The organism is Flavobacterium sp. Root420, from assembly GCF_001427905.1.
Classification (GTDB): domain Bacteria; phylum Bacteroidota; class Bacteroidia; order Flavobacteriales; family Flavobacteriaceae; genus Flavobacterium.
This window is the reverse complement of the sequence record NZ_LMEF01000001.1, coordinates 492,319-513,296: the sequence shown is the minus strand read 5'-3', so window position 1 is coordinate 513,296 and position 20,978 is coordinate 492,319. Positions and strand designations below refer to the sequence as shown.

Annotated in this window: 17 protein-coding genes; 13 read left to right on the top strand and 4 right to left on the bottom strand. The window is 33.7% G+C overall.

Going from position 1 to position 20,978, the window contains the following annotated elements; translation table 11 throughout:
• The first annotated feature begins 174 nt into the window (after positions 1-174).
• The 9 genes from ASC72_RS02315 to ASC72_RS02280 all read left to right on the top strand — a co-directional run bounded on the left by ASC72_RS02315 (position 175) and on the right by ASC72_RS02280 (position 14,672).
• The gene (locus ASC72_RS02315; RefSeq protein WP_056186086.1) at positions 175-2,976 is read left to right on the top strand and encodes a triple tyrosine motif-containing protein; all 2,802 of its coding nucleotides are present in this window, start codon (positions 175-177) and stop codon (positions 2,974-2,976) included.
• Positions 2,977-3,217: 241 nt separating this feature from the next.
• Entirely contained in the window at positions 3,218-6,283 is a 3,066-nt protein-coding gene (locus ASC72_RS02310) for a TonB-dependent receptor (RefSeq protein WP_056186083.1), read from the top strand.
• An 11-nt stretch (positions 6,284-6,294) separates the two neighbouring features.
• Complete coding sequence (locus tag ASC72_RS02305) at positions 6,295-7,794, top strand: RagB/SusD family nutrient uptake outer membrane protein (RefSeq protein ID WP_056186079.1); 1,500 nt, start codon at positions 6,295-6,297, stop codon at positions 7,792-7,794.
• A gap of 12 nt (positions 7,795-7,806) precedes the next feature.
• A complete protein-coding gene (locus ASC72_RS02300; RefSeq protein ID WP_082564219.1) occupies positions 7,807-9,408 on the top strand; it encodes a hypothetical protein in 1,602 nt (533 codons plus the stop codon).
• Positions 9,409-9,464: 56 nt separating this feature from the next.
• The gene (locus ASC72_RS02295; protein WP_056186870.1) at positions 9,465-11,123 is read left to right on the top strand and encodes a family 16 glycosylhydrolase; all 1,659 of its coding nucleotides are present in this window, start codon (positions 9,465-9,467) and stop codon (positions 11,121-11,123) included.
• An 83-nt stretch (positions 11,124-11,206) separates the two neighbouring features.
• Entirely contained in the window at positions 11,207-11,965 is a 759-nt protein-coding gene (locus tag ASC72_RS02290) for a family 16 glycosylhydrolase (protein WP_056186074.1), read from the top strand.
• A 308-nt stretch (positions 11,966-12,273) separates the two neighbouring features.
• Positions 12,274-12,858 carry an RNA polymerase sigma factor gene (locus ASC72_RS02285; RefSeq protein WP_056186071.1) on the top strand — a complete coding sequence of 195 codons (585 nt, stop codon included), beginning with the start codon at positions 12,274-12,276 and terminating at the stop codon, positions 12,856-12,858.
• 50 nt (positions 12,859-12,908) lie between these two features.
• The gene (locus ASC72_RS24195) at positions 12,909-13,052 is read left to right on the top strand and encodes a hypothetical protein (protein WP_198528475.1); all 144 of its coding nucleotides are present in this window, start codon (positions 12,909-12,911) and stop codon (positions 13,050-13,052) included.
• A 555-nt stretch (positions 13,053-13,607) separates the two neighbouring features.
• Entirely contained in the window at positions 13,608-14,672 is a 1,065-nt protein-coding gene (locus ASC72_RS02280) for a hypothetical protein (RefSeq protein ID WP_056186068.1), read from the top strand.
• Between the two features lie 15 nt (positions 14,673-14,687).
• Here the strand turns inward: ASC72_RS02280 and nth are convergent, their stop codons facing one another.
• The gene (nth, locus tag ASC72_RS02275) at positions 14,688-15,344 is read right to left on the bottom strand and encodes an endonuclease III (protein ID WP_056186065.1); all 657 of its coding nucleotides are present in this window, start codon (positions 15,342-15,344) and stop codon (positions 14,688-14,690) included.
• Positions 15,345-15,663: 319 nt separating this feature from the next.
• On the opposite strand from nth, the gene bcp reads away from it, so the two are divergent.
• Positions 15,664-16,116 (top strand): thioredoxin-dependent thiol peroxidase, encoded by a 453-nt coding sequence (gene bcp, locus ASC72_RS02270; protein WP_056186061.1) that lies wholly within the window; start codon positions 15,664-15,666, stop codon positions 16,114-16,116.
• 152 nt (positions 16,117-16,268) lie between these two features.
• On the opposite strand, the gene ASC72_RS02265 is transcribed toward bcp, so the two are convergent.
• Positions 16,269-17,729: a TonB-dependent receptor gene (locus tag ASC72_RS02265; protein ID WP_056186058.1), complete on the bottom strand. Its 1,461-nt coding sequence runs from the start codon at positions 17,727-17,729 to the stop codon at positions 16,269-16,271.
• Positions 17,730-17,819: 90 nt separating this feature from the next.
• On the opposite strand from ASC72_RS02265, the gene ASC72_RS02260 reads away from it, so the two are divergent.
• The 3 genes from ASC72_RS02260 to ASC72_RS02250 are packed head-to-tail and all read left to right on the top strand — an operon-like array spanning position 17,820 to position 19,575.
• Positions 17,820-18,584, top strand: coding sequence for an MBL fold metallo-hydrolase (locus tag ASC72_RS02260; RefSeq protein ID WP_056186055.1), 765 nt, complete (start codon positions 17,820-17,822; stop codon positions 18,582-18,584).
• Positions 18,585-18,599: 15 nt separating this feature from the next.
• The gene (locus tag ASC72_RS02255; protein WP_056186052.1) at positions 18,600-19,103 is read left to right on the top strand and encodes a hypothetical protein; all 504 of its coding nucleotides are present in this window, start codon (positions 18,600-18,602) and stop codon (positions 19,101-19,103) included.
• 43 nt (positions 19,104-19,146) lie between these two features.
• On the top strand, positions 19,147-19,575 hold the full coding sequence (locus ASC72_RS02250) for a hypothetical protein (RefSeq protein ID WP_056186049.1): 429 nt from the start codon (positions 19,147-19,149) through the stop codon (positions 19,573-19,575).
• 109 nt (positions 19,576-19,684) lie between these two features.
• Here the strand turns inward: ASC72_RS02250 and ASC72_RS02245 are convergent, their stop codons facing one another.
• Entirely contained in the window at positions 19,685-20,254 is a 570-nt protein-coding gene (locus tag ASC72_RS02245; RefSeq protein ID WP_056186047.1) for a cysteine hydrolase family protein, read from the bottom strand.
• 45 nt (positions 20,255-20,299) lie between these two features.
• Positions 20,300-20,944: an alpha/beta hydrolase gene (locus ASC72_RS02240; RefSeq protein ID WP_056186042.1), complete on the bottom strand. Its 645-nt coding sequence runs from the start codon at positions 20,942-20,944 to the stop codon at positions 20,300-20,302.
• Between the last annotated feature and the right edge of the window lie 34 nt (positions 20,945-20,978).

Sequence of the window (20,978 nt, the reverse complement as noted above, 5' to 3'; positions counted from 1 at the left end):
ATATTATCACAACAGATTATCACAATCCGTTCCACGGTTGAAACCGTGGGCTATGTTAGAATAGGAGGGATGCAAATTTACTATACTAAATCTTATTCACTAAATACTTGTATTTTCAATACAAAATAAGCTATTTTAGAACTGTTTTTATAATAATCAATACCAATCGTAATTTTGAAAACAAAACTATCTGCTCTATTCTTTTTGGTGAGTTTTTTCCTGTTTTCACAGGAGTTTCCGCCAATCGTAAAATATTCTTCTGCTGTATATGGCGCCGGAAACCAAAGTTGGATGATTTCCCAGGATGATCAGAACTATTTATATTTTGCCAATAATGATGGTCTTTTAGAATATAATGGAACAACCTGGCAATTATATAAGGCTCCAAATGAAACGATTATTCGTTCGGCAAAAGTAATTGGGAACAAAATTTATACGGGTTCTTATATGAGTTTTGGTTTCTGGACCAGGCAAACTAATGGCAAACTAAAATATACTTCGCTTAGCGACTCGATCAAAAGTAAAATATTAGACGACGAGCAGTTTTGGAATATCCTGAAATACGATCAGTGGATTTTGTTTCAATCTTTAAACCGAATTTATATTTACGATACTAAAACAGGAAAGTTTAAAATTATTGGACCGAAGAATGGTGTTATAAAATCATTTGCACCAAAAAACGCCATCTATTTTCAAACCATAAAAGAAGGGCTTTTTGAAATTGAAAGCGGAAAAGCAAAATTAGTTTCAGATGATCCATTTCTCAAGAAATTTACTATTGTGAATGTTTTTACAACAGATGATGGCTTGCTGATTCAAACACAATTGGATGGTATTTATAAATTAGTTGGGAATACTTTAACCCGATTTGCAACAGATGTTGACGCCGAATTAAAGTCCAGTTTCGTCTATAGCAGTCAGTTGCTACAGGACGGAAGTTTTGCTTTGGGAACGGTTTCTAACGGAATTTTTATTTTATCAGATAAAGGAAAACTAAAATACCATATTACTCAAAGTAAAGGTTTGAGTAATAATACCGCCTTATCGCTTTTTGAAGATAAAGATCAAAATTTATGGGCCGGATTGGATAACGGAATCAATTGTATTAATATTAATTCACCAGTCCACAGTTTTACAGATGATTCCGGAGTTTTGGGAACCGTTTATGCATCTGCAAATTTTAATGGAAGACTGTATGTTGGAACAAATCAGGGATTGTTTTGTAAACCTAACCAAAATAATGGAGAGTTTAAATTTATAAATGGTACAAAAGGGCAGGTTTGGTCACTTTTTGTATATGATAATACCCTTTTTTGTGGACATGATTCGGGAACTTTTATTGTCACAAATGATTCGGCGAGAAATATATTTCCTTCTTCAGGAACCTGGAAGTTTGAACCTGTTCCGAATACTAAAAATCAATTGCTTCAGGGGAATTATTACGGAATATCGGTTCTCGAAAAAATAAACAATCAATGGGTTTTCAAAAATAAGATCAAAGGTTTTGATTATTCTTCAAGATATTTTGAAATTACAAACAATTTAGATGTTTATGTAAGCCATGAATATAAAGGAATTTTTAGGCTGAAATTAGATAAATCGTTATTAAAAACACACGGGTTTTATACGTATAAATCTCCGCAGAAAGGAAATAATGCAAGTTTGACTAAATTCAATAATCAGATTTATTATGCTTATAAAGGGGGGATTTTTAAGTTAAATCCAAAAACGAAACTCTTCGAAAAAGATAATTTACTGAGTTCTATTTTCGAGAAAGATGAATATACTTCAGGTAAATTAATTGTCGACAATTCGAATAAAATCTGGTTATTCTCCAAAAATTATATTCATTATTTCTCGGCAGGTAAACTAAGCAATCAATTAAAGCAAAATGTAATTCCGATTCCATCTTCCTTAACCAATTCGATGCTGGGTTATGAGAATATTACCCAAATTTCAAAATCGACATACTTAATTGGCACAACTGATGGTTATTACACCTTAAATATTGATGATTTAAGTTTTAAAAATTACACTGTTTTCATTACTGATGTTGCAATTAACAAGCAAAATGAAACGCTGAATAATGTTGAAATTCAAAAAGAGGGAAGTTTTCATTCAAATGAAAATAATATCACTTTAAATTATACCGTTCCCGAATACAACAAGTACATCAATTCTGAATATCAATATTTATTAGAGGGATTTCAAGATAACTGGAGCGAGTGGAGTACCAAAGCCACTGTGAATTTTAAAAATTTATCTCCCGGAAAATATACCTTTAAAGTAAGGGCGCGCTACGCCAATACGATTTTACAAAATACAGCTACCTATACATTTGTAATTTTAAAGCCTTGGTATTTGACCAATTTGGCATGGTTTATTTATTTTTTACTGATGCTAATAATGGCCTATTTTATCAATAAAGCTTACAGAAATTATTATCACAAACAAAAAGAGAAATTAATTGAAGAGAATAATCTTTTGCTTGAAATAAAAGAATTAGAAAATGAACGTCAATTAATGAAGCTTAGAAACGAACAGCTTTCTCAGGATGTTGATACAAAAAATCGTGAATTGGCAGTTTCAACCATGAGTTTGAATAGCAAAAATGAATTATTGGCTTTTATAAAAGAAGACTTGAAGAAAACGAATCAAAATGATAGTAATAATATCAAATCTGTAATTAGTACGATTAATAAAAATATTACTGAAGAAGATTCCTGGAATGTTTTTAAAGAAGCTTTTGACAACGCAGATAAAGATTTCTTAAAAAGAATCAAACAATTACATCCTTTACTTACTCCAAACGATTTGCGTCTTTGTGCGTATTTACGATTAAATCTTTCTTCTAAAGAAATCGCTCCTTTATTCAATATTTCGGTTCGAAGCGTTGAGATAAAAAGATATCGTTTACGTAAAAAAATGGATTTGCAGCACGAAATCGGTTTAGTCGAATATATTATGGCTGTATAGGGAATCCTAAAATGACTTCAAAAAACTATACATTACCTCAACATTAACGTTTTATTGAGCTTTTGTAATGTTTTTGTTAAAAAAATTAACATTCTGAATTTATAGTTAAATCAAGCTGTATTTTAAGATATATTGAATTAACGTATTGTTTTTTTATGATGTATGTTTTTTGTTGAGGTTAATTTTAGCGTTTTCCTAATTGGATCGGATAAATTTAGCTTTCAATAAAAACTAACTAATTATGAAATCAAAATTATTACTAACCGTACTATTACTGTTTACATCTTTTGCATTTTCGCAGACTTTTGATGTTAGCGGAACTGTACTAGATGGCTCGGGATTATCACTGCCGGGCGTGAATGTAAAAGTTAAAAGTTCTTCACAAAGTACAACCACAGACTTTGATGGCTCTTTTAAATTATTAGGAGTTCCAAAAGGGACTCTAATTGTTTTCAGTTATATCGGTTTTAAAACGCAGGAAGTTGCCGTTTCCGGAACTAACATAACAGTTAAAATGAGCGACGATGCGAGATCTCTTGATGAAGTCGTTGTGATTGGTTATGGAACTCAAAAGAAAAGAGAAGTAACCGGAGCAGTTTCGGTAGTTGACAGCAAAACGCTTGACATTTTAAAACCTATTAAAGTAGAACAAGCTTTGCAGGGAACTGTTTCCGGAGTAAATGTGACTACACAATCCGGAGCGCCGGGTGCAAAACTGGATATTCGTATTCGTGGTATCGCAACCAATGGAGAAAATGGTCCTCAAGCTATTATTGATGGTTATGTAGGAGACCTAAGTTTATTAAATCCAAATGATATTGAAACGATTACTGTTTTAAAAGATGCCCAAGCTGCCATTTACGGAACAATTGGTGCAAACGGAATCATTTTGATTACCACTAAAATGGGAAAGAAAAATTCAAAAACAAAAATCTCTCTTAATAGTTATTCAGGATTTCAGGAAGCTTCAAGAAAATTACCAATGTTGAACGCTACTGAATATGCTTTATTATTAAATGAAAGTTATGCAAATGGCGGAAAAGCACTTCCTTATCCAAACGTAAGTGGTTTAGGAAAAGGAACTGATTGGCAAAAAGAAGTTTTGGGTACAGGCGTTCCAATTTTAAATACTGATTTAACAATCTCCGGAGGATCTGAAAAGATTACCTATGCTATAAGTGGTTCGCATTTGGATCAGGAAGGTATCGTGGGTCAGGATAAATCAGGCTTTTTAAGAAATACAGCCAGAATCGCTTTAGGTGCTGATCTAAGTGATAAATTCAAAATAAAAACAAATGTAATTTATACTTATTTTAATAGAAAATCAATCAACGAAAACGGATTAGGATCTGTATTATTTAATGCCTTAAACGTACCGGCAACTATTGCTCCGTATGATGCAAATGGCGATTTTACTTTGGTGCCAAGCACAACAGGATTGGGAACAGAAATTATAAATCCGTTAGCACAGCTCGCGAACACTTACAACGATTATAATTTTAAAAAACTGAATGGTAATTTTGGTTTTGATTATAAAATTTTCAAAGGATTTGTTTTATCAAGTTCTATAGGATTTAATACTTCAAACAGCGAAGGGAAAACTTTTGGAAAACAAATCAGTTATGGCGGAAAAGTTTTTGATGTACAAAGAAGTTCTGTAACACAAACTGCCACAAATGACAATGATTATTCGTTTGATATTTACGGAACGTATACCGCAAAAATAGCAGAGAACCATAATATCACTGCTACATTAGGAAATACTATTTTTAAAACATGGGGAAATTCAGCTAATGCAACAGGATTTGATGTACCTAATAATTCATGGGAATATGCAGATCTTTCCTTAACCAGAGGATTACCAACGGCATTAAATACCGGTGGTTATGTTTACGACCAAAGAAGGCTTTCTTATTTTGGAAGAGCCCAATACGATTATAAAGGAAAGTATCTTTTATCAGCAATGATCAGACGTGATTCCTCTACAAAATTTGGTCCGGGAAATAAAGTAGGATATTTTCCATCATTTACTGCTGGATGGGTAGTTTCTGACGAAGGTTTCTTCGGAGAATCTAAAACAGTAAACTTCTTAAAATTCAGAGCCAGTTATGGTACTTTAGGAAATGATCAAATTCCTAACAATGGTTACTTGTCACTCTTAACGGGAGAAGCTACTTATGTATTTGATGGTAATTTAACAAGCGGAAAAGCAACAGGACAAATCCCTAATCCTGATTTGAAATGGGAAGAAGCTAAGAAGTTTGATGTTGGTTTAGATTTAAGATTATTCAATGATAAAGTGTCTGTAGTAGCCGATTATTTTATAGATACCAGAAATGATCTTTTGATACCCAATATTCCGGTTTCAGGAATTATAGGAATTGGTGCTCCGGGCGCAAGTGCTCCCACATTAAATGCAGGTTCGGTTAGAAATTCAGGTTTTGAATTTGCGATTGATTACAAGGAGAAGTTTTCAGATTCTTTTAGCATGAGTGTAGGTTATAATATAACCTTTATTAAAAATGAAGTGTTAGAAGTAAACAATGGAACCGGAATTATTGAACAAGGCGGTTTTGGGGTAGGGCAACCAGCGGCTTCACGTATGGAAGCCGGAAAACCAATAGGCTATTTTTACGGTTACAAAACAGATGGATTATTTCAGAATCAGGCAGAAGTTGATGCTCATCCATCACAATTAGCTTTAGGGGCAAATGCTGCACCCGGCGATATTCGTTATGTAGATTTAAATGGAGATGGTGTAATTGATACCAAAGATAAAACCAATATCGGAGATCCGATTCCTGAAGCTACAATGGGATTCAATTTTCAGTTAAATTATAAAAATCTTGATTTTGCACTTTACAGTTTTGCTTCAGTAGGAAATGATATGGTGCGTAATTACGAAAGAGTACTTTCTGATGCCAATCGCTTAGATTATGTTTTAGACAGATGGACAGGCGATGGAACAAGTACTACTGTACCTCGTGTAACTACAGGAGCAACGGCAAACAACGTACTTTCAGATTATTTTGTAGAAGATGCTTCATATTTCAGAATTCAAAACATACAATTGGGATATACACTTAACCCCAATGTAAGTCAAAAAGCAGGAATTACTAAACTAAGACTTTATGCAGGAGTAAATAATCTATACACATTTACCAAATATAAAGGCTTTGATCCGGGCTCTTCAGCAGGACCTACAAATCAGGATGGCGTTTCTCAATCACCAATTGGTGCCGGAATTGACTATGGGTTTTATCCAGTTCCAAGAACCTATTTATTGGGTTTAAACATTAATTTTTAATTTCAATAAAAATGAAAAAATATTTAATCACAACCATTATAACACTTACACTGTTCTCAACAATAAGTATTTCTTGTTCAGATGAATTTGTAAGTCCAAAACCGAAGTATTCTATAGATTCTGAAAATTATTTCAATTCAAAAGAAGACTATGATGATGCCTTAGTTGCTACTTATGATTTGCTGCAATCTTCATATGTAAATGTTTTGTTGGGAGAAATTGCTTCAGACAATACTTTATGTGGAGGAGAAAGCCCTACAGACGTAATTGGTTTTCAGCAAATAGACGATATGATTCACACACCGGTAAACAGCAATTTAAGAGATATCTGGAATTGGATGTTTGCAGGAGTTCAAAGAGCCAACTATATTCTTGAATTTAAAGATAAAACAGATTTTGAGGGAAAAAACCAGCTAATTGCAGAAACACGTTTTCTAAGAGCATATTACCAGTTTGAGTTAGTGAAATGGTTTGGTGGAATCCCGATGAAAGGAGATGTCAGATTTAAAGTTGGAGATGAAAAAACAGTAGCAAGATCGTCCGCTCAGGAAGTATATGCTTCTATCGAAGCCGATTTAATTTTTGCTGCAGCTAATTTATCTCTAACGCCATCTCAAAAAGGAAGAGTGACAAAAGGGGCAGCACAGGCATTATTAGGAAAAGCGTATTTATATCAAAATAAATTTGCACAAGCTGCAACAGTTTTGGATGCTGTAATTACTTCTGGAAAATATTCGTTGCAGACAGATTATAATGCCATGTTTGAATTAGATGGAGAAAACGGAACAGAATCTGTTTTTGAAGTACAATACACAGATGTTGAAGGTGCTGGTTTTACCTGTTTACAATGTAGTGAAGGAAACGTTGCTGTTGGTTTTAGTGGTATTCGTAACTATTCAGGACCATTGTTTTCTTCTGGGTTTAGTTTTAATATTCCGACCAAAGAAAGTGCCGATGCTTTTGAAGTAGGTGATAGACGTAAAGATGTTGCCATATTGGATATTGTGGCCTGGGCTGCAGCAAATGCTTCATTTGATGGAGGTAAAGGCGTGAGCTTCGGAAAAGGAAATGAAGACACAGGTTATTTCAACAGAAAATACCTTCCAAGAAAAAGAAGCGCTAATGCGGCTGGAGATTTGAACCTTACAAATCCGAACAATTACAGAGCAATCCGTTATGCTGACGTTTTATTAATGGCTGCGGAAGCATACAATCGAGCTGGTAATAATGATGCAAAAGCAAGAGAATATCTGAATCAGGTAAGAAGACGTGCTTTTGGAGACAACAATCATGATGTTTCAGTTTCAGGTGCAGCCTTGACTGATTTTATTTTGGCAGAAAGAAGAGTAGAACTTTTTGGAGAAGGACACCGTTTCTTTGATTTAGTAAGAACAGGAAAAGCAGTTGGAAAAATTCCGGGTTTTACAGCAAATAAAAACGAATTATTTCCACTTCCAATTGAAGAAATCCAATTTGCAAACGGAAACTGGCAACAAAACCCTGGATATTAAAAAAACACTATTATGAAAAAATTACATTTAATTATAAGTCTTTTCGTTTTAACAATATTTCTAGGTTGTTCAAGCGATGAAAGCAGCAATATTGATTTAGACGGTATAAGTGCGCCGGCCAATATATCTGCTTTGACCACTGTAACACAGGACAATTCAGGTAAAGTTACTTTTGTGCCTAAAGGCGAAGGCGTTACACAATATAAAATTAATTACGGTGACGGATCTCAGGAGTCTGCTTATTTTGGAACGGGTGGAACAACAACTCATACTTACAAAGAAGGTGTTTATCAGTCTAAAATCATCGCAATGGGAATTTCAGGAAAAACAACCGAAGTGACCCAGCAGGTTGTAGTTTCTTTTAGAGCTCCTGAAAATTTAAAAGCGGTTATAACAAATGATATATCAGTTTCTAAAAAAGTTACTGTAAAAGCAACAGCAGATTTTGCTTTGTTTTATGATGTTTATTTTGGAGAAACGGGAAAACCAGAACCTGTTTCGGCAAATAATGGAGAATCGGTTTCTTATATTTATAAAGAAGCAGGAACTTATACAATTCGTGTAGTTTCAAAAAGTGCTGCAATTAAAACAACGGAATATACGGAGCAATTTGCGGCTAAGCTTGTACTTAATCCGACGACTTCAGCGACAACTCCGCCTAACAGACCAGCCGGAAACGTGATTTCTATTTATAGTTCAAAATATACAAATGTGGCCGGAACTAATTTCTATCCAAATTGGGGCCAATCAGGAGGTTATTCAGAATTTGATTTGAATGGCGATAAAATGCTGAATTATACTAATTTAAATTATCAGGGAATTGCATTGGCAGATAATGTAACGGTTGATGTTTCAGGCATGGATTATATTCATCTTGATGTTTGGACAGCCGATTTAGAAAAATTAGAAACTTCTCTAATCAGTAAAACGAATGGCGAAAGACCAGTTACAAAAGATCTGATTGCAAACCAATGGACAAGTATTGATATTCCGATTTCAGCATTTACGAGTCAGACAAACTTTAAAGTAGCTGATATTTTCCAATTGAAATTAGTTGGAACTCCTGCAGGCAAAAACGTTTTTATCGATAATATTTATTTCTATAAAAATGGAGAAGCATTAAATGTTGCAGCACCAACGCCAACAAAAGCGGCGGCAGATGTGATCTCAATGTTTAGCGACGCTTATTCAAATGTGCCAATTGCAACATGGCGCACAGATTGGTCAGCGGCAACTTTAGAAGAAACAGCTGTAGCAGGAAATGCAGTGAAAAAATATTCCGATTTGAATTTTGTGGGTATCGAGCCAACTGCAACAATTGATGCTTCTGCGATGACACATTTCCATGTTGATGTATGGTCAGCTGATTTTACAGAATTCAGAATAAAATTAGTTGATTTTGGTGCTAATGGAGTGTACAATGGAGGCGGAGATGATAAAGAACACGAAATTAAAATTACGGCTCCTGCAAAAGGATCTTGGGTGAGTTTAGATATTCCTTTAACAGATTTTACAGGATTAACAACCAGAGCTCATATTGCACAGCTTATTTATTCAGGAAATCCTAGCGGAACACATACTATTTATATAGATAATGTTTATTTCCATAAATAAAATAAGCACTTTTTAAAGAGATTAAAATGAATTTACATTTTATAAAAAATAACAAAATGAAAAAATATAATAAATACTTCGTATTACTTTTCGCACTGCTGTTAGTGATAAGTTGCCAAAAAGATGATTACGCTTTTGGTGATTTGTCTGCACCAACAAATTTACAGGTTAAAGCTGAAATTGTTGGAAAAACAACCGCTGCTCCCAACGGAGATGGATCCGGAATGGTAAAACTTACTGCAACTGCAGATAACGCTATTTCATACAAATATGTGTTCACTGATGGTACTACAGAAAATGCACCAAGTGGTGTTTTTACAAAACGTTTTACCAAAACAGGATTAAATAAATATACGGTGACGGTTATTGCTTCAGGAAAAGGAGGTATTGCAACAAATACCACAATTGATGTTGAGGTGTTAAGTAATTTCAGCGATGATGAAGCGGTTCAGTTTTTAACAGCCGGAACTTCTAAAAAATGGTATTGGTCGGCGTCTGAGCCCGGACATTTAGGTGTTGGACAAAATGATGGAGATGCAACCAAAAACTATTATGCAAACTATTATATGGCAGGTGCTTTTGAAAAAGCAGGATCACCAAGCAGTAGTTGTTTATACGAGAACGTATTAACTTTCTCTCTTGAAGGTGAACAGCTGAAATTTGAATTAAATAATGGAGGATCGACTTTCTTTAATGCTGCTTTTGCAAGTGTGGCCGGAGGAAGCGGACCGGACGATTCTTGTTTATCCTACAATACGGCTGGTAAAAAATCAGTTTCATTGAGCCCTTCAGAATCTGTTGTGATGTCAAACCCAAATCACGCAACCCAAACCAGAGGAACGACAATGAATTTCTCTGATAACGGATTTATGGGGTATTATATTGGGCAGAGCTCCTACGAGATTCTATCGATTACAGCGAATAGAATGGTAGTGAGAGCAGTTATGGGTGGAAATCCGGCATTGGCCTGGTATCATATTTTTACCACTACAAAACCTACCCAGGCTCCACCGGCAGATTTTACAAAACTAGTGTGGTCAGATGAATTTAATACTGACGGAGCACCTGATGCTACAAAATGGAATTACGATTTAGGTAAAGGTGATAACGGTTGGGGAAATAATGAAAAACAGAATTACACCAACTCGGCTACAAACGTAATTGTACAAGGCGGAAGTTTGAAAATAACAGCTAAAAAAGAAGCTTCAGGCGGAGCTGATTATTCTTCTGCAAGATTAAAAACAGATGCTAAATTTGCCTTTACTTACGGAAAAGTTGAGGTTAAGGCTAAACTTCCAATCGGCGCGGGAACCTGGCCGGCAATCTGGATGCTGGGTCAAAATTATGCTACGAAACCATGGCCAGCGTGTGGAGAAATTGATATAATGGAGCATGTAGGGAATAATCAAAATGTAATTCTGAGTACGCTTCATTATCCGGGACACTATGGAGGAAGCGGAAATACAGGATCTAAAACAATACCAAATGTTTCAACCGAATTTCATGTTTATAAAGCGGTTTGGAGTGCGGCATCAGTTACAACATTTGTAGACGATGTTCAGATTCATTCTGTTCCTAATGATGGCTCTTTGCCTTTTAATAGTGACTTTTTCTTAATTCTAAATGTTGCAATGGGAGGTAATTTGGGAGGTAATATTGATGCGGCTTTCACGCAGTCTTCTATGGAGATTGATTATGTAAGAGTATATCAATAGATTATAGATTAATTAGTAATAATGAAATGAGAAGGTCAGTTTTAGGCTGACCTTCTTAATTTTTGTAAATTTAAAATGCTACTATGAAAAAAATAATGGTATTGCTATTAATTAGCAGTTTTTGTTTCGCACAAGAAGTAAAAAGGAAACTGGTTTGGGAAGAAAATTTCAACAATAAAAAACTAAACGAAAAAGACTGGAATTTTGAAGTTGGTGATGGTTGTCCTAATCTTTGTGGTTTCGGAAATAATGAAAGACAAATTTATACCAAAACAAACCACGAATTTAAAGATGGAAATTTTGTTATTGAAGCCAAAAAAGAAGAAAACAAATACACTTCGACCAAAATTACAACAAAAGGCAAAAAAGAATTCTTGTATGGCCGAATCGAAGCCAGAGCAAAATTACCAGTTGGACACGGTTTGTGGCCGGCGTTCTGGATGTTAGGTGCTAATATAGATGAAGTTCATTGGCCAAAAACCGGTGAAATAGATATACTGGAATACATTGGAAGAGATCCGGGCATGGTGTACACAACTTTGCATACACAAGACAGCCACGGAAATACAATCAACACAAAAAGAACTGCTTTTCCTAATATTGAAGAAGGATATCATGTTTACGCAATTGAATGGACGAAAGATAAAATTGATTTTTTTGTAGATAAAACTTTAGTTTATACTTTTAATCCTCCCATGAAAAATGAAGATACATGGCCTTTTGATAAGCCTTTTTACATAATTGTAAATTTAGCGATTGGAGGGAATTTTGGTGGCCCTGAAGTAGATGACAAGGTGTTACCGCAAAAATATTATGTAGATTATGTACGTGTATACCAATAATAAATTAAAGTAAAAAAAATAGATATAAGTGTCTTAAGTGTTTAGTTGTAAGTTATTTATGTCTATTTTTTTTATCCTTAAAATTTTTTAAATTTGATGTTTTAACGCAGTTTATCGATTAAGTTTAATTATTATTAATATTTTTTGATCTTTTTCTATTAATTATTCTCGTTTTTATTTGCTTTTTAAAATAATAATTTGTTAAATTTGGTCACGATATTAACATAAACAAAAAAAGATACGCCTATACAATAAAATTACTTTTTAGAAAAATTACTCCAAATTATAAAAACTAAAAAAGTAGTATTATGGCAGATCTGCATATTCCAGACGCTCTATTAGTAAAAAATTATATCGAAGGCAATGAAACTGCTCTTTCGATACTAATTAAAAGACATGAGTCTAAAATATATGGATTCATATATTCAAAGATTGCTGATAGAGATATTTCAAATGATATTTTTCAAGATACTTTTATTAAGGTAATCAAAACCTTAAAAAGTAATTCATATAATGAAGAAGGTAAATTTTTGCCTTGGGTTATGCGTATTTCTCACAATTTAATTGTAGACCATTTTCGTAAAACCAAAAAAATGCCGATGTATAGAGAAACAGAAGAGTTTTCTATTTTTTCTGTTATGTCTGACGATTCCTTGACTATTGAAGCTAAAATGATCGTAGATCAGGTCGAAGTTGACTTGAAAAGATTGATTGAAGAGCTTCCTGAAGATCAAAAAGAAGTATTGGTAATGCGTATGTATCAGGATATGAGTTTCAAGGAAATCTCTGAACTAACGGATGTTAGCATCAATACAGCACTAGGAAGAATGCGTTACGCCTTAATGAATTTGAGAAAAATAATTGATAAACATCAAATTATTTTAACCAACTAATACTATTTTGAAAATTAGCTCGTTATACTTTATATAAACATATTTATAGTATGGCGAAAATTTACTCTAAGAAGGAATTAGCTTCTAAAAATCTAAAACCTAAGAAAGAAGTTGTTTCTTTCTTGCTAAACTATTCACAAGCACTAACAGTTGTGAAAGTTAATGATAAAAGTTTTGAGATTATAGCTAATTAAACAGCCCACTATCTCAGTCGGATGTTTATTCTAAACCAAATTTATTTTGGTGTGAAAACTCACTATTTGTAGAAAATACAGATAGTGAGTTTTTTTATTCATCTAAATATTAAAGTAAGATTATTAATACGTTTTTTTTGTTTGTAAATTTTAATTGAGCACGTTTTTGTCTGATTTTTCTCGTGGTTTAGTTAAAATGTTATATTTAGGTTAAAATTTATTTGTTTATTCGGTATTTAGTTTTATTTTAGTTAAAAAAGTTGCTTTAAATGCGGGAAAATTACCGATTAAGGAAGTTTTTCTTATTAAAACAATTAAAAGATTAGATAATTAATGATGTGAAGGAAATAATGTTTAACCAAAATACCAATAATCTATGAAGAAAAATTACACTGACTTATTTTGTTTGTTTGTTGTGCGTTTTTAAATGTTTTTATGAAAAGCATTAATGCAATAAGTGATTTTTTAGAATTTCATTTCACCTAAAAATGTATTCTTTAATTAAAAAAATCGCTTTAAGAACCCAAGTGTATTTAACAACCAAATCAAGCCCAAATGAAGAAGAACCTACAGATAGTATCATTTTTTCTATTGATAACCATCGGAGCATTTGCTCAACAAGACCAGATCAAAGACGCTCAGTCTTTGTACGACAAGGGAAAAAGCCAGGAAGCGTTGGCTATTTTAAATAAAACAGAATATATGATCCTTAATGCATCTGATGAAAGTAAATCAGATTTTTATTTTTTAAAAGGAAATGTTTTAAAAGATTTGGCTGTAAAAAATATTGATGCAGCTAATAATTTCACATTAGCCTCTCAGGCCTATCAGGATGTGTTTTTATATGAAAATGAATCAGGAAAATTCAAATTTACCGTTAAAGCGAATGCGGCATTAAAAGAAATGAAATCAAGTCTTGTTAATGGTGCAGTGGCCGATTTTAATGCCGGTAAATTCAAAGAAAGTGCAGAGAAAAGCTATAAAGTTTATTTGTTTGATAAAAAGGATACATTAAACTTGTATAATGCAGCATCTTCTTCCATAAATGCCAAAGATTATGACTCGGCAATTAAATATTATGAAACCTTAAAAAAGATTAATTTTTCAGGAAATGGAGTTTTGTATATGGCTACAAACAAGAAAACAAAAGAAGAAGATGTTTTTGTTTCACCAAAAGCCAGAGAATCAGCTATTCAGCAAGGACTTTATGAAAAACCACGAACAGAGGCGGTTCCTTCGAGAAAAATAAGTGTTAATAGTAATTTAGCTTATTCTTATCTGGAGAAAAAAGATTATGCTAAAGCTGAGGTGATTTACAATTATGTTTTAGAGCTTGACCCTAATTATGTCGATGCTTATATCAATATGGCTTACCTTAAATTAGAGGAAAAAAAAGATATAGCTGATGAAATAGCAAATTTAGGAACTTCTGCAGGAGAGATGCAGAAATATGATAAGTTAAACGCTAAAAAAGATGATATTGCCCGCAGTGCGATTCCTTATCTTAAAAAAGCTCTTGCTTTAGAGCCTAAAAATACAGATGCAACAAAATCACTTTTAGGGATTTACAGATCCCTTGACATGACAAATGAATACAATGCTCTAAAAAGTAGCATGTAAAAAATAAAGAAGCTGCTAAATTTTCTTTTTAGCAGCTTCTTCTATAATTGATTTTTTACCGATCGTTCGGGTAATAATATCTTTCTCCAAACTCCACCCTCGAGCAGGCGAATATTCTCTTCCGTACCAAATAATCTGAAGATGTAAATCGTTCCATATTTCTCTGGGAAATAATCTTTTAGCATCTTTTTCAGTCTGAACCACATTTTTACCGTTCGAAAGATTCCATCGGTGCATTAATCTATGAATGTGTGTGTCAACCGGAAATGCAGGAACTCCAAAAGCCTGAGACATTACAACACTTGCTGTTTTATGCCCAACCGCTGGTAATTCTTCAAGCGCTTCAAAACTTTGCGGAACCTTTCCTTCATGTTTATCAATTAAAATTTGCGATAAACCATGAATTCCTTTCGATTTCATTGGCGATAAACCACAAGGACGAATAATTTCCTTAATTTCTTCAACTGACATTTTAATCATATCATACGGATTATCAGCCTTTGCAAAAAGTAATGGCGTAATCTGATTCACACGTACATCCGTGCATTGTGCCGAAAGTAAAACTGCGATTAATAAAGTGTAAGGATCTTTATGGTCTAATGGTACAGGTATAGTAGGGTAGAGTTCTTTTAACGTATTTATAACAAATTGTACGCGGGCTTCTTTATTCATTTCCGTATTTTTAATCTCGTAAAAATAGTATAATTTTAATGATGTGCCTAATCCAGCTTTCCGTTTCAACTCCTCATTGTTAAAGCAACATTTTTAAGCATTAACAAGAGCTTCCTCCGGTCGCTTTCTTAATGCAAAAAATGTAAGCTTTCACAATTCCGGGGTTTTCACTGCATTCTGGGGCATGGAAAAAAATTATGAGTTATAAGTTATGAATTATAATCTATCAGTAGATATTAAGTCAAATCTTGACTCTTTGCTCTTTTTTCTATGTTCTAAAAAAATCTAAAATCTAAAATCAACAATCTAAAATATCAAAATGACAACATTAAAGGCAGGCGATAAAGCACCAAATTTCTCAGGAGTAGATCAGGACGGGAAAACACATAAATTGGCAGATTATGCCGGAAAAAAATTAGTCGTTTTCTTTTATCCAAAAGCAAGTACACCTGGCTGTACGGCTGAAGCTTGCGATTTAAGAGATAATTTTGAGCGTTTTAAAGCCAACAATTATGAACTTCTCGGGGTTAGCGCCGACAGTCAAAAAGCACAAACAAAATTCAAGGACAAATACGAATTTCCGTTTCCACTTTTAGCAGATGAAGACAAATCAGTGATCAATGCTTTTGGTGTTTGGGGGCCAAAAAAATTCATGGGAAGAGAATATGACGGAATTCACAGAACCACTTTCGTAATCGACGAAAAAGGAATTATCGAAGAAGTAATCGAAAAAGTAAAAACAAAAGAGCACGCTTCGCAGATTTTGAAATAAAACTTTAGTTTCAGGTTAAGATTGTTAAACCACTGGTGAGAAAACTTGAAACCTGAAACAAAAAAAACTTGACCCGAGGCTGAAAGCCGAATTGGCGAAGCAAACAAAAAAAAATCCCAAGAAGAAAAGTATTTTCTTCTTGGGATTTTTTTTTATGTATTCTGTTCTAATTCCTTTTCCGGATGATATCCAAAAAGGTGATGTTCCTTTATAATTTCGGCAACTCCGGATGGAAGCATTGGTTCCCAACCTGTTTTTCCCTGACTGATCATTTTCAAAACTTCGCGTGAGAATACATTTAATATGTCTGGATTGTAATCTACAATATCAACCACTTTTCCGTTGAATTTAAAGAATTTATACAATTCTTTCATTCTTGGATGTACTTTCAGATTATCAGAAGTAATAATTTCACCATCTTCACCCAACATCGGATACAAGAACACTTTCATATCGCGGTAGAATAATTTTCCGAAAGCTTCCAGAATTCCACCACTTAAATGACGGTAGTATTTCTCATCAAAAATATCAACTAAATTGTTTACACCCATTGCTAATCCCATTCTGGCTTTGGTATAATTAGCAAAATATTCCACAACTTTATAGTATTCCTGGAAGTTCGAAATCATTACGGTCTGACCTAATGAACAAAGTAATTCGGCTCTGTCCATAAAATCACGCTCATCAATTTCACCATCCGAACGTAAATTCGAAAGTGTAATTTCAAAAACCACCAGTGTATTGTCTTTTTCTACCTTATTTTCATCAAGAAACATTTTTAATGATTTCTCATACATATCAAGGTTTACATTCGTAACCGGACGAAAACTTCCTCTAAAAGCAAGAAGATTTTTTTTGTATAAAACAGCTGCAGGTAAAACGTTTTTCCCGTCAGGATTAAACATTACGGCATCTGTCATTCCGTTTTTAACCAATTGTAAACTCATTAAACGATTATCAACATCAGCAAAACGAGGTCCTGAGAAGTTAATAGTATCGATTTCAAGCTGGTCTTTATCTAAGTGATCGTATAAATAACGTAGTAAACGTTTTGGATCATTGTATTTGTAAAAAGCACCATAAATTAAGTTTACACCTAAAATACCCAGTGTTTCTTGTTGTAGTCGGGCATCAGTTTCTTTAAAACGAATGTGAAGAATAATTTCGTTGTAAGCTTCGTCTGGTTCAATTTGGTATCGGATTCCAACCCAGCCGTGACCTTTAAATTGTTTGGCAAAATCAATAGTAGCAACCGTATTGGCATAACTAAAGAAAAGTTTGTTGGGGTGTTTTTCTCTACTTAAGCGCTCTTCAATTAGTTCACCTTCAAAGGTTAACATTTTTTTGAGTCGGTTTTCAGTAACGTAGCGACCGTCGCCTTCAATTCCGTAAACGGCGTCACTAAAATCTTTGTCATAGGCAGACATTGCTTTTGCAATAGTTCCCGATGAACCTCCGGATCTGAAAAAATGTCTTACTGTCTCTTGTCCAGCGCCAATTTCAGCAAATGTTCCGTAAATATTCTCGTTTAAATTAATGCGTAACGCTTTGTCTTTTATAGAAGGAATCTGTTCGATGACCTTGTCACCTTTGAGTTTTATTTCTGTACCCATTTTATTTTAAATAGATTTGTTACAAAGTTAGCAAATTAGGCTTCTAATGAAAGAGAAATAATCCTATTTTTGTAAAAAAAATAAGTTCAATTGAAGGTATATTTTTTAGGTACAGGTACTTCCCAAGGTATCCCGATTATCGGGGTCGATCATCCCGTTTGTAAAAGCACTGATGCTAAGGATAAAAGGCTCCGCGTAGCCATTTGGATTACATGGAATGAGCACTCCTATGTAATCGATTGCGGACCTGATTTCAGACAGCAAATGCTTTCGTGTGGCTGTCGAAAACTCGATGCAATTCTATTTACGCACGAACATGCAGATCATACGGCTGGTTTAGATGACATTCGTCCGTTTAATTTCCGTCAGGGCGAAATCCCTGTTTATGGACACGAACGCGTAATCGACAATCTAAAACGTCGTTTTGAATATGTTTTTGAAACCGTAAATAAATATCCGGGCGCCCCAAGCGTTAAAACAATCGAAGTCGTAAATAATGAACCATTTGTTGTTGGAGATAAAACGGCAATTCCGGTAAACGTAATGCATGGCGATTTGCAGGTTTTTGGGTATCGCATTGATGATTTTGCCTATTTGACTGATGTCAAAACGATTGAAGAGGTCGAAATTGAAAAATTAAAAAACCTGAAAGTTTTGGTGGTGAATGCTTTGCGTGTTGAACCTCACGATACACATTTTAATTTGCAGGAAGCACTTGATTTTATAAATTTGGTCAAGCCAGAAAAAGCATATTTAACGCATATTAGCCATGTTTTAGGATTTCACGAAGAAGTACAAAAACAACTTCCGGAAAATGTATTCCTGGCTTATGATAATTTAGAAATTACAATTTAAATATAATTACACAAAATGAAAAAATCCTTAATGCTTTACCTTTTTATCCTTGCGATACTAATGAATATTTTTACTTATATGTTTTATAGCAGAGAAGTAAAATTTGGACAGGAACGATATGATAAAACTACTAAAAAGCTTAGAGATAGTATAAATTCGGTGTCAGGAAAATTAGCCGACGCCGATTATTTTTCTTTAGAACACAATGAAAATGCTCAGAATTACTTTGATAACAGCGCATCTGGAGGTAAAGTAATTTTATATGAAAAATTGATTCCGATTGTTACCGAAAAACTATTGGACCTAAATGCCAATCCAAAAGGGAATCCTTACACAGGTCAGGATAAAATTGGTCCAAACAAATTTATCATCAATAAAGTCAAAATTTTAAACCACAGATGGATCATTGCCGATTATAGTAATGGAGAAATTTGGGGAGAAGTCTTGTTAAAATATTTTGTTAATGACGACGAAAGCATTAATTTTGAAGTAAACCAAACGTTATTATATCAAAAATAGGATTTAATGTCCTTGATATTTTAATCTTAAATTAATGGGACATATGAAGAAGCTATTTTTATTTTCGTTTATAATCTGTTTATCATTCTCTTGTGCTAAAAAAGTTTCTGAGGAAAAGAAAACGGTAAAAGAAGAAACAAAACCTGCCGTTGTAGTTGGTGGAGATTCTGATGAACATGGCTGTAAGGCTTCTGCAGGCTATACTTGGTCAATTCTTAAAAAGAAATGTATTCGAATTTTTGAAAACAGCACTAAACTTTCTCATGCTGAAGACGGTAAAACCTACACGACAGTTGCTTACGTCATTTTTGATGGAGATAAAGCCGAACTATTCTTAGATACTCAAAAAGAATCTATTATTCTGGAACGAAAATCCGAAGGAGATTCCTGGGTAAAAGATGATCTACAGCTAATTCCCTGGAAAGGATATGTCTTGAAAAGAGGCGATAAAATTATTTATACAGGTCAATAGTTCTATACACATAAAAAAGGCGAGAAAAATATTTCTCGCCTTTTTTATTATAAAGCTTTCAGAATCTTTTTCAGTTAATTGCTAATTTAGAAATCCGGGATTTTATTTATTAAACTATTTCTTTTATAAAATCAGAAGTAACAACCTGAGCAAATTCTTCATTCAAACTTGCTAAAGCAGTTTGGTGAATTGTTTCTGCAGAAAAATCTTCTCCGTTTATGCCCTTCTTATTAAAAGTTGCTGTTGCATCCGAAACCAAATAGGTTGTATAACCAAAGTTTCCTGCCATTCTGGTAGTGGTAGAAACACAATGATCGGTTGTTAAGCCTACAATCACAAGATTTTTTATTTTTGCATCATCAAGCAACTCTTTTAAGTTTGTTCCGATAAAAGCGCTGTTTACGTGCTTTTTGATGATGGTTTCACCTTCAATCGGTTTTACAACATCCTGAAATTCATTACCCGGATTTGTTTCATTTAAAATCGAATTCGGATTAGATGAACAATGTTGTATATGGAAAATGGGTAGTTTTTTAGCTCTCCAAATTTCAAGAAGCTCACCAGCCTTTTGTTCTGCATTTACATTATTACGATCACCGCCCCAATAGGAAACATCGTTAAACCCTTTTTGAATATCGATTAAGATTAATGCCGGATGATCAAGTTTTGTAGTGTTCATTTTTTTAAAGGATTTAGATTGTAAACTGCGACTGAAAACTGTAAACTACCCCACAAGCCAATTCTTAAAATCAAAGAAATTTTGAGGTGCAACTCCATGCCCAACAGGATATTCTTTATAAGTAATAGGAATATTCAGGTTTTCTAAAGCAGCAGGTGTTTTTCTTGCCCAATCCACCGGAATTACCTGATCGACAGTTCCGTGTGAAGCGAATATCTTTAAGTTCTTGAAGTCGTTTTTCTCGAAACCTTCTTTAATAATTTCATGATTAAAATAGCCACTCATGGCCACTACTCTTTGAACTTTTTCTGGGTAAGAAAGCGCAATGGAATAACTTAAAATGGATCCCTGACTAAAACCAATCAAAGTGACATTGTTAGCATCAATAGGATAATTAACAACTAATTCGTCAATGAATTTTGCAATTAAATCACGTGAAGTTTTGGCTTGTTCGTTATCTGAAAATTTATTCTGATCAGCATCGAAGTTGATCGCATACCACGCATATGCTCCATATTGTAAATCATAAGGTGCTCTTGCTGAAATGATATAATAATTATCAGGAAGTTCAGTCGCAAATGAGAACAAATCGGCTTCGTTGCTGCCGTATCCGTGTAATAAAATCAAAACGGGATTTTTATCTAAAATAACTTTTGGTTCCTGTATTTTATATTCTAAAGATAGATTCATGTTTTTAATTGTGAATTGTAAGTTGTGAATTGTA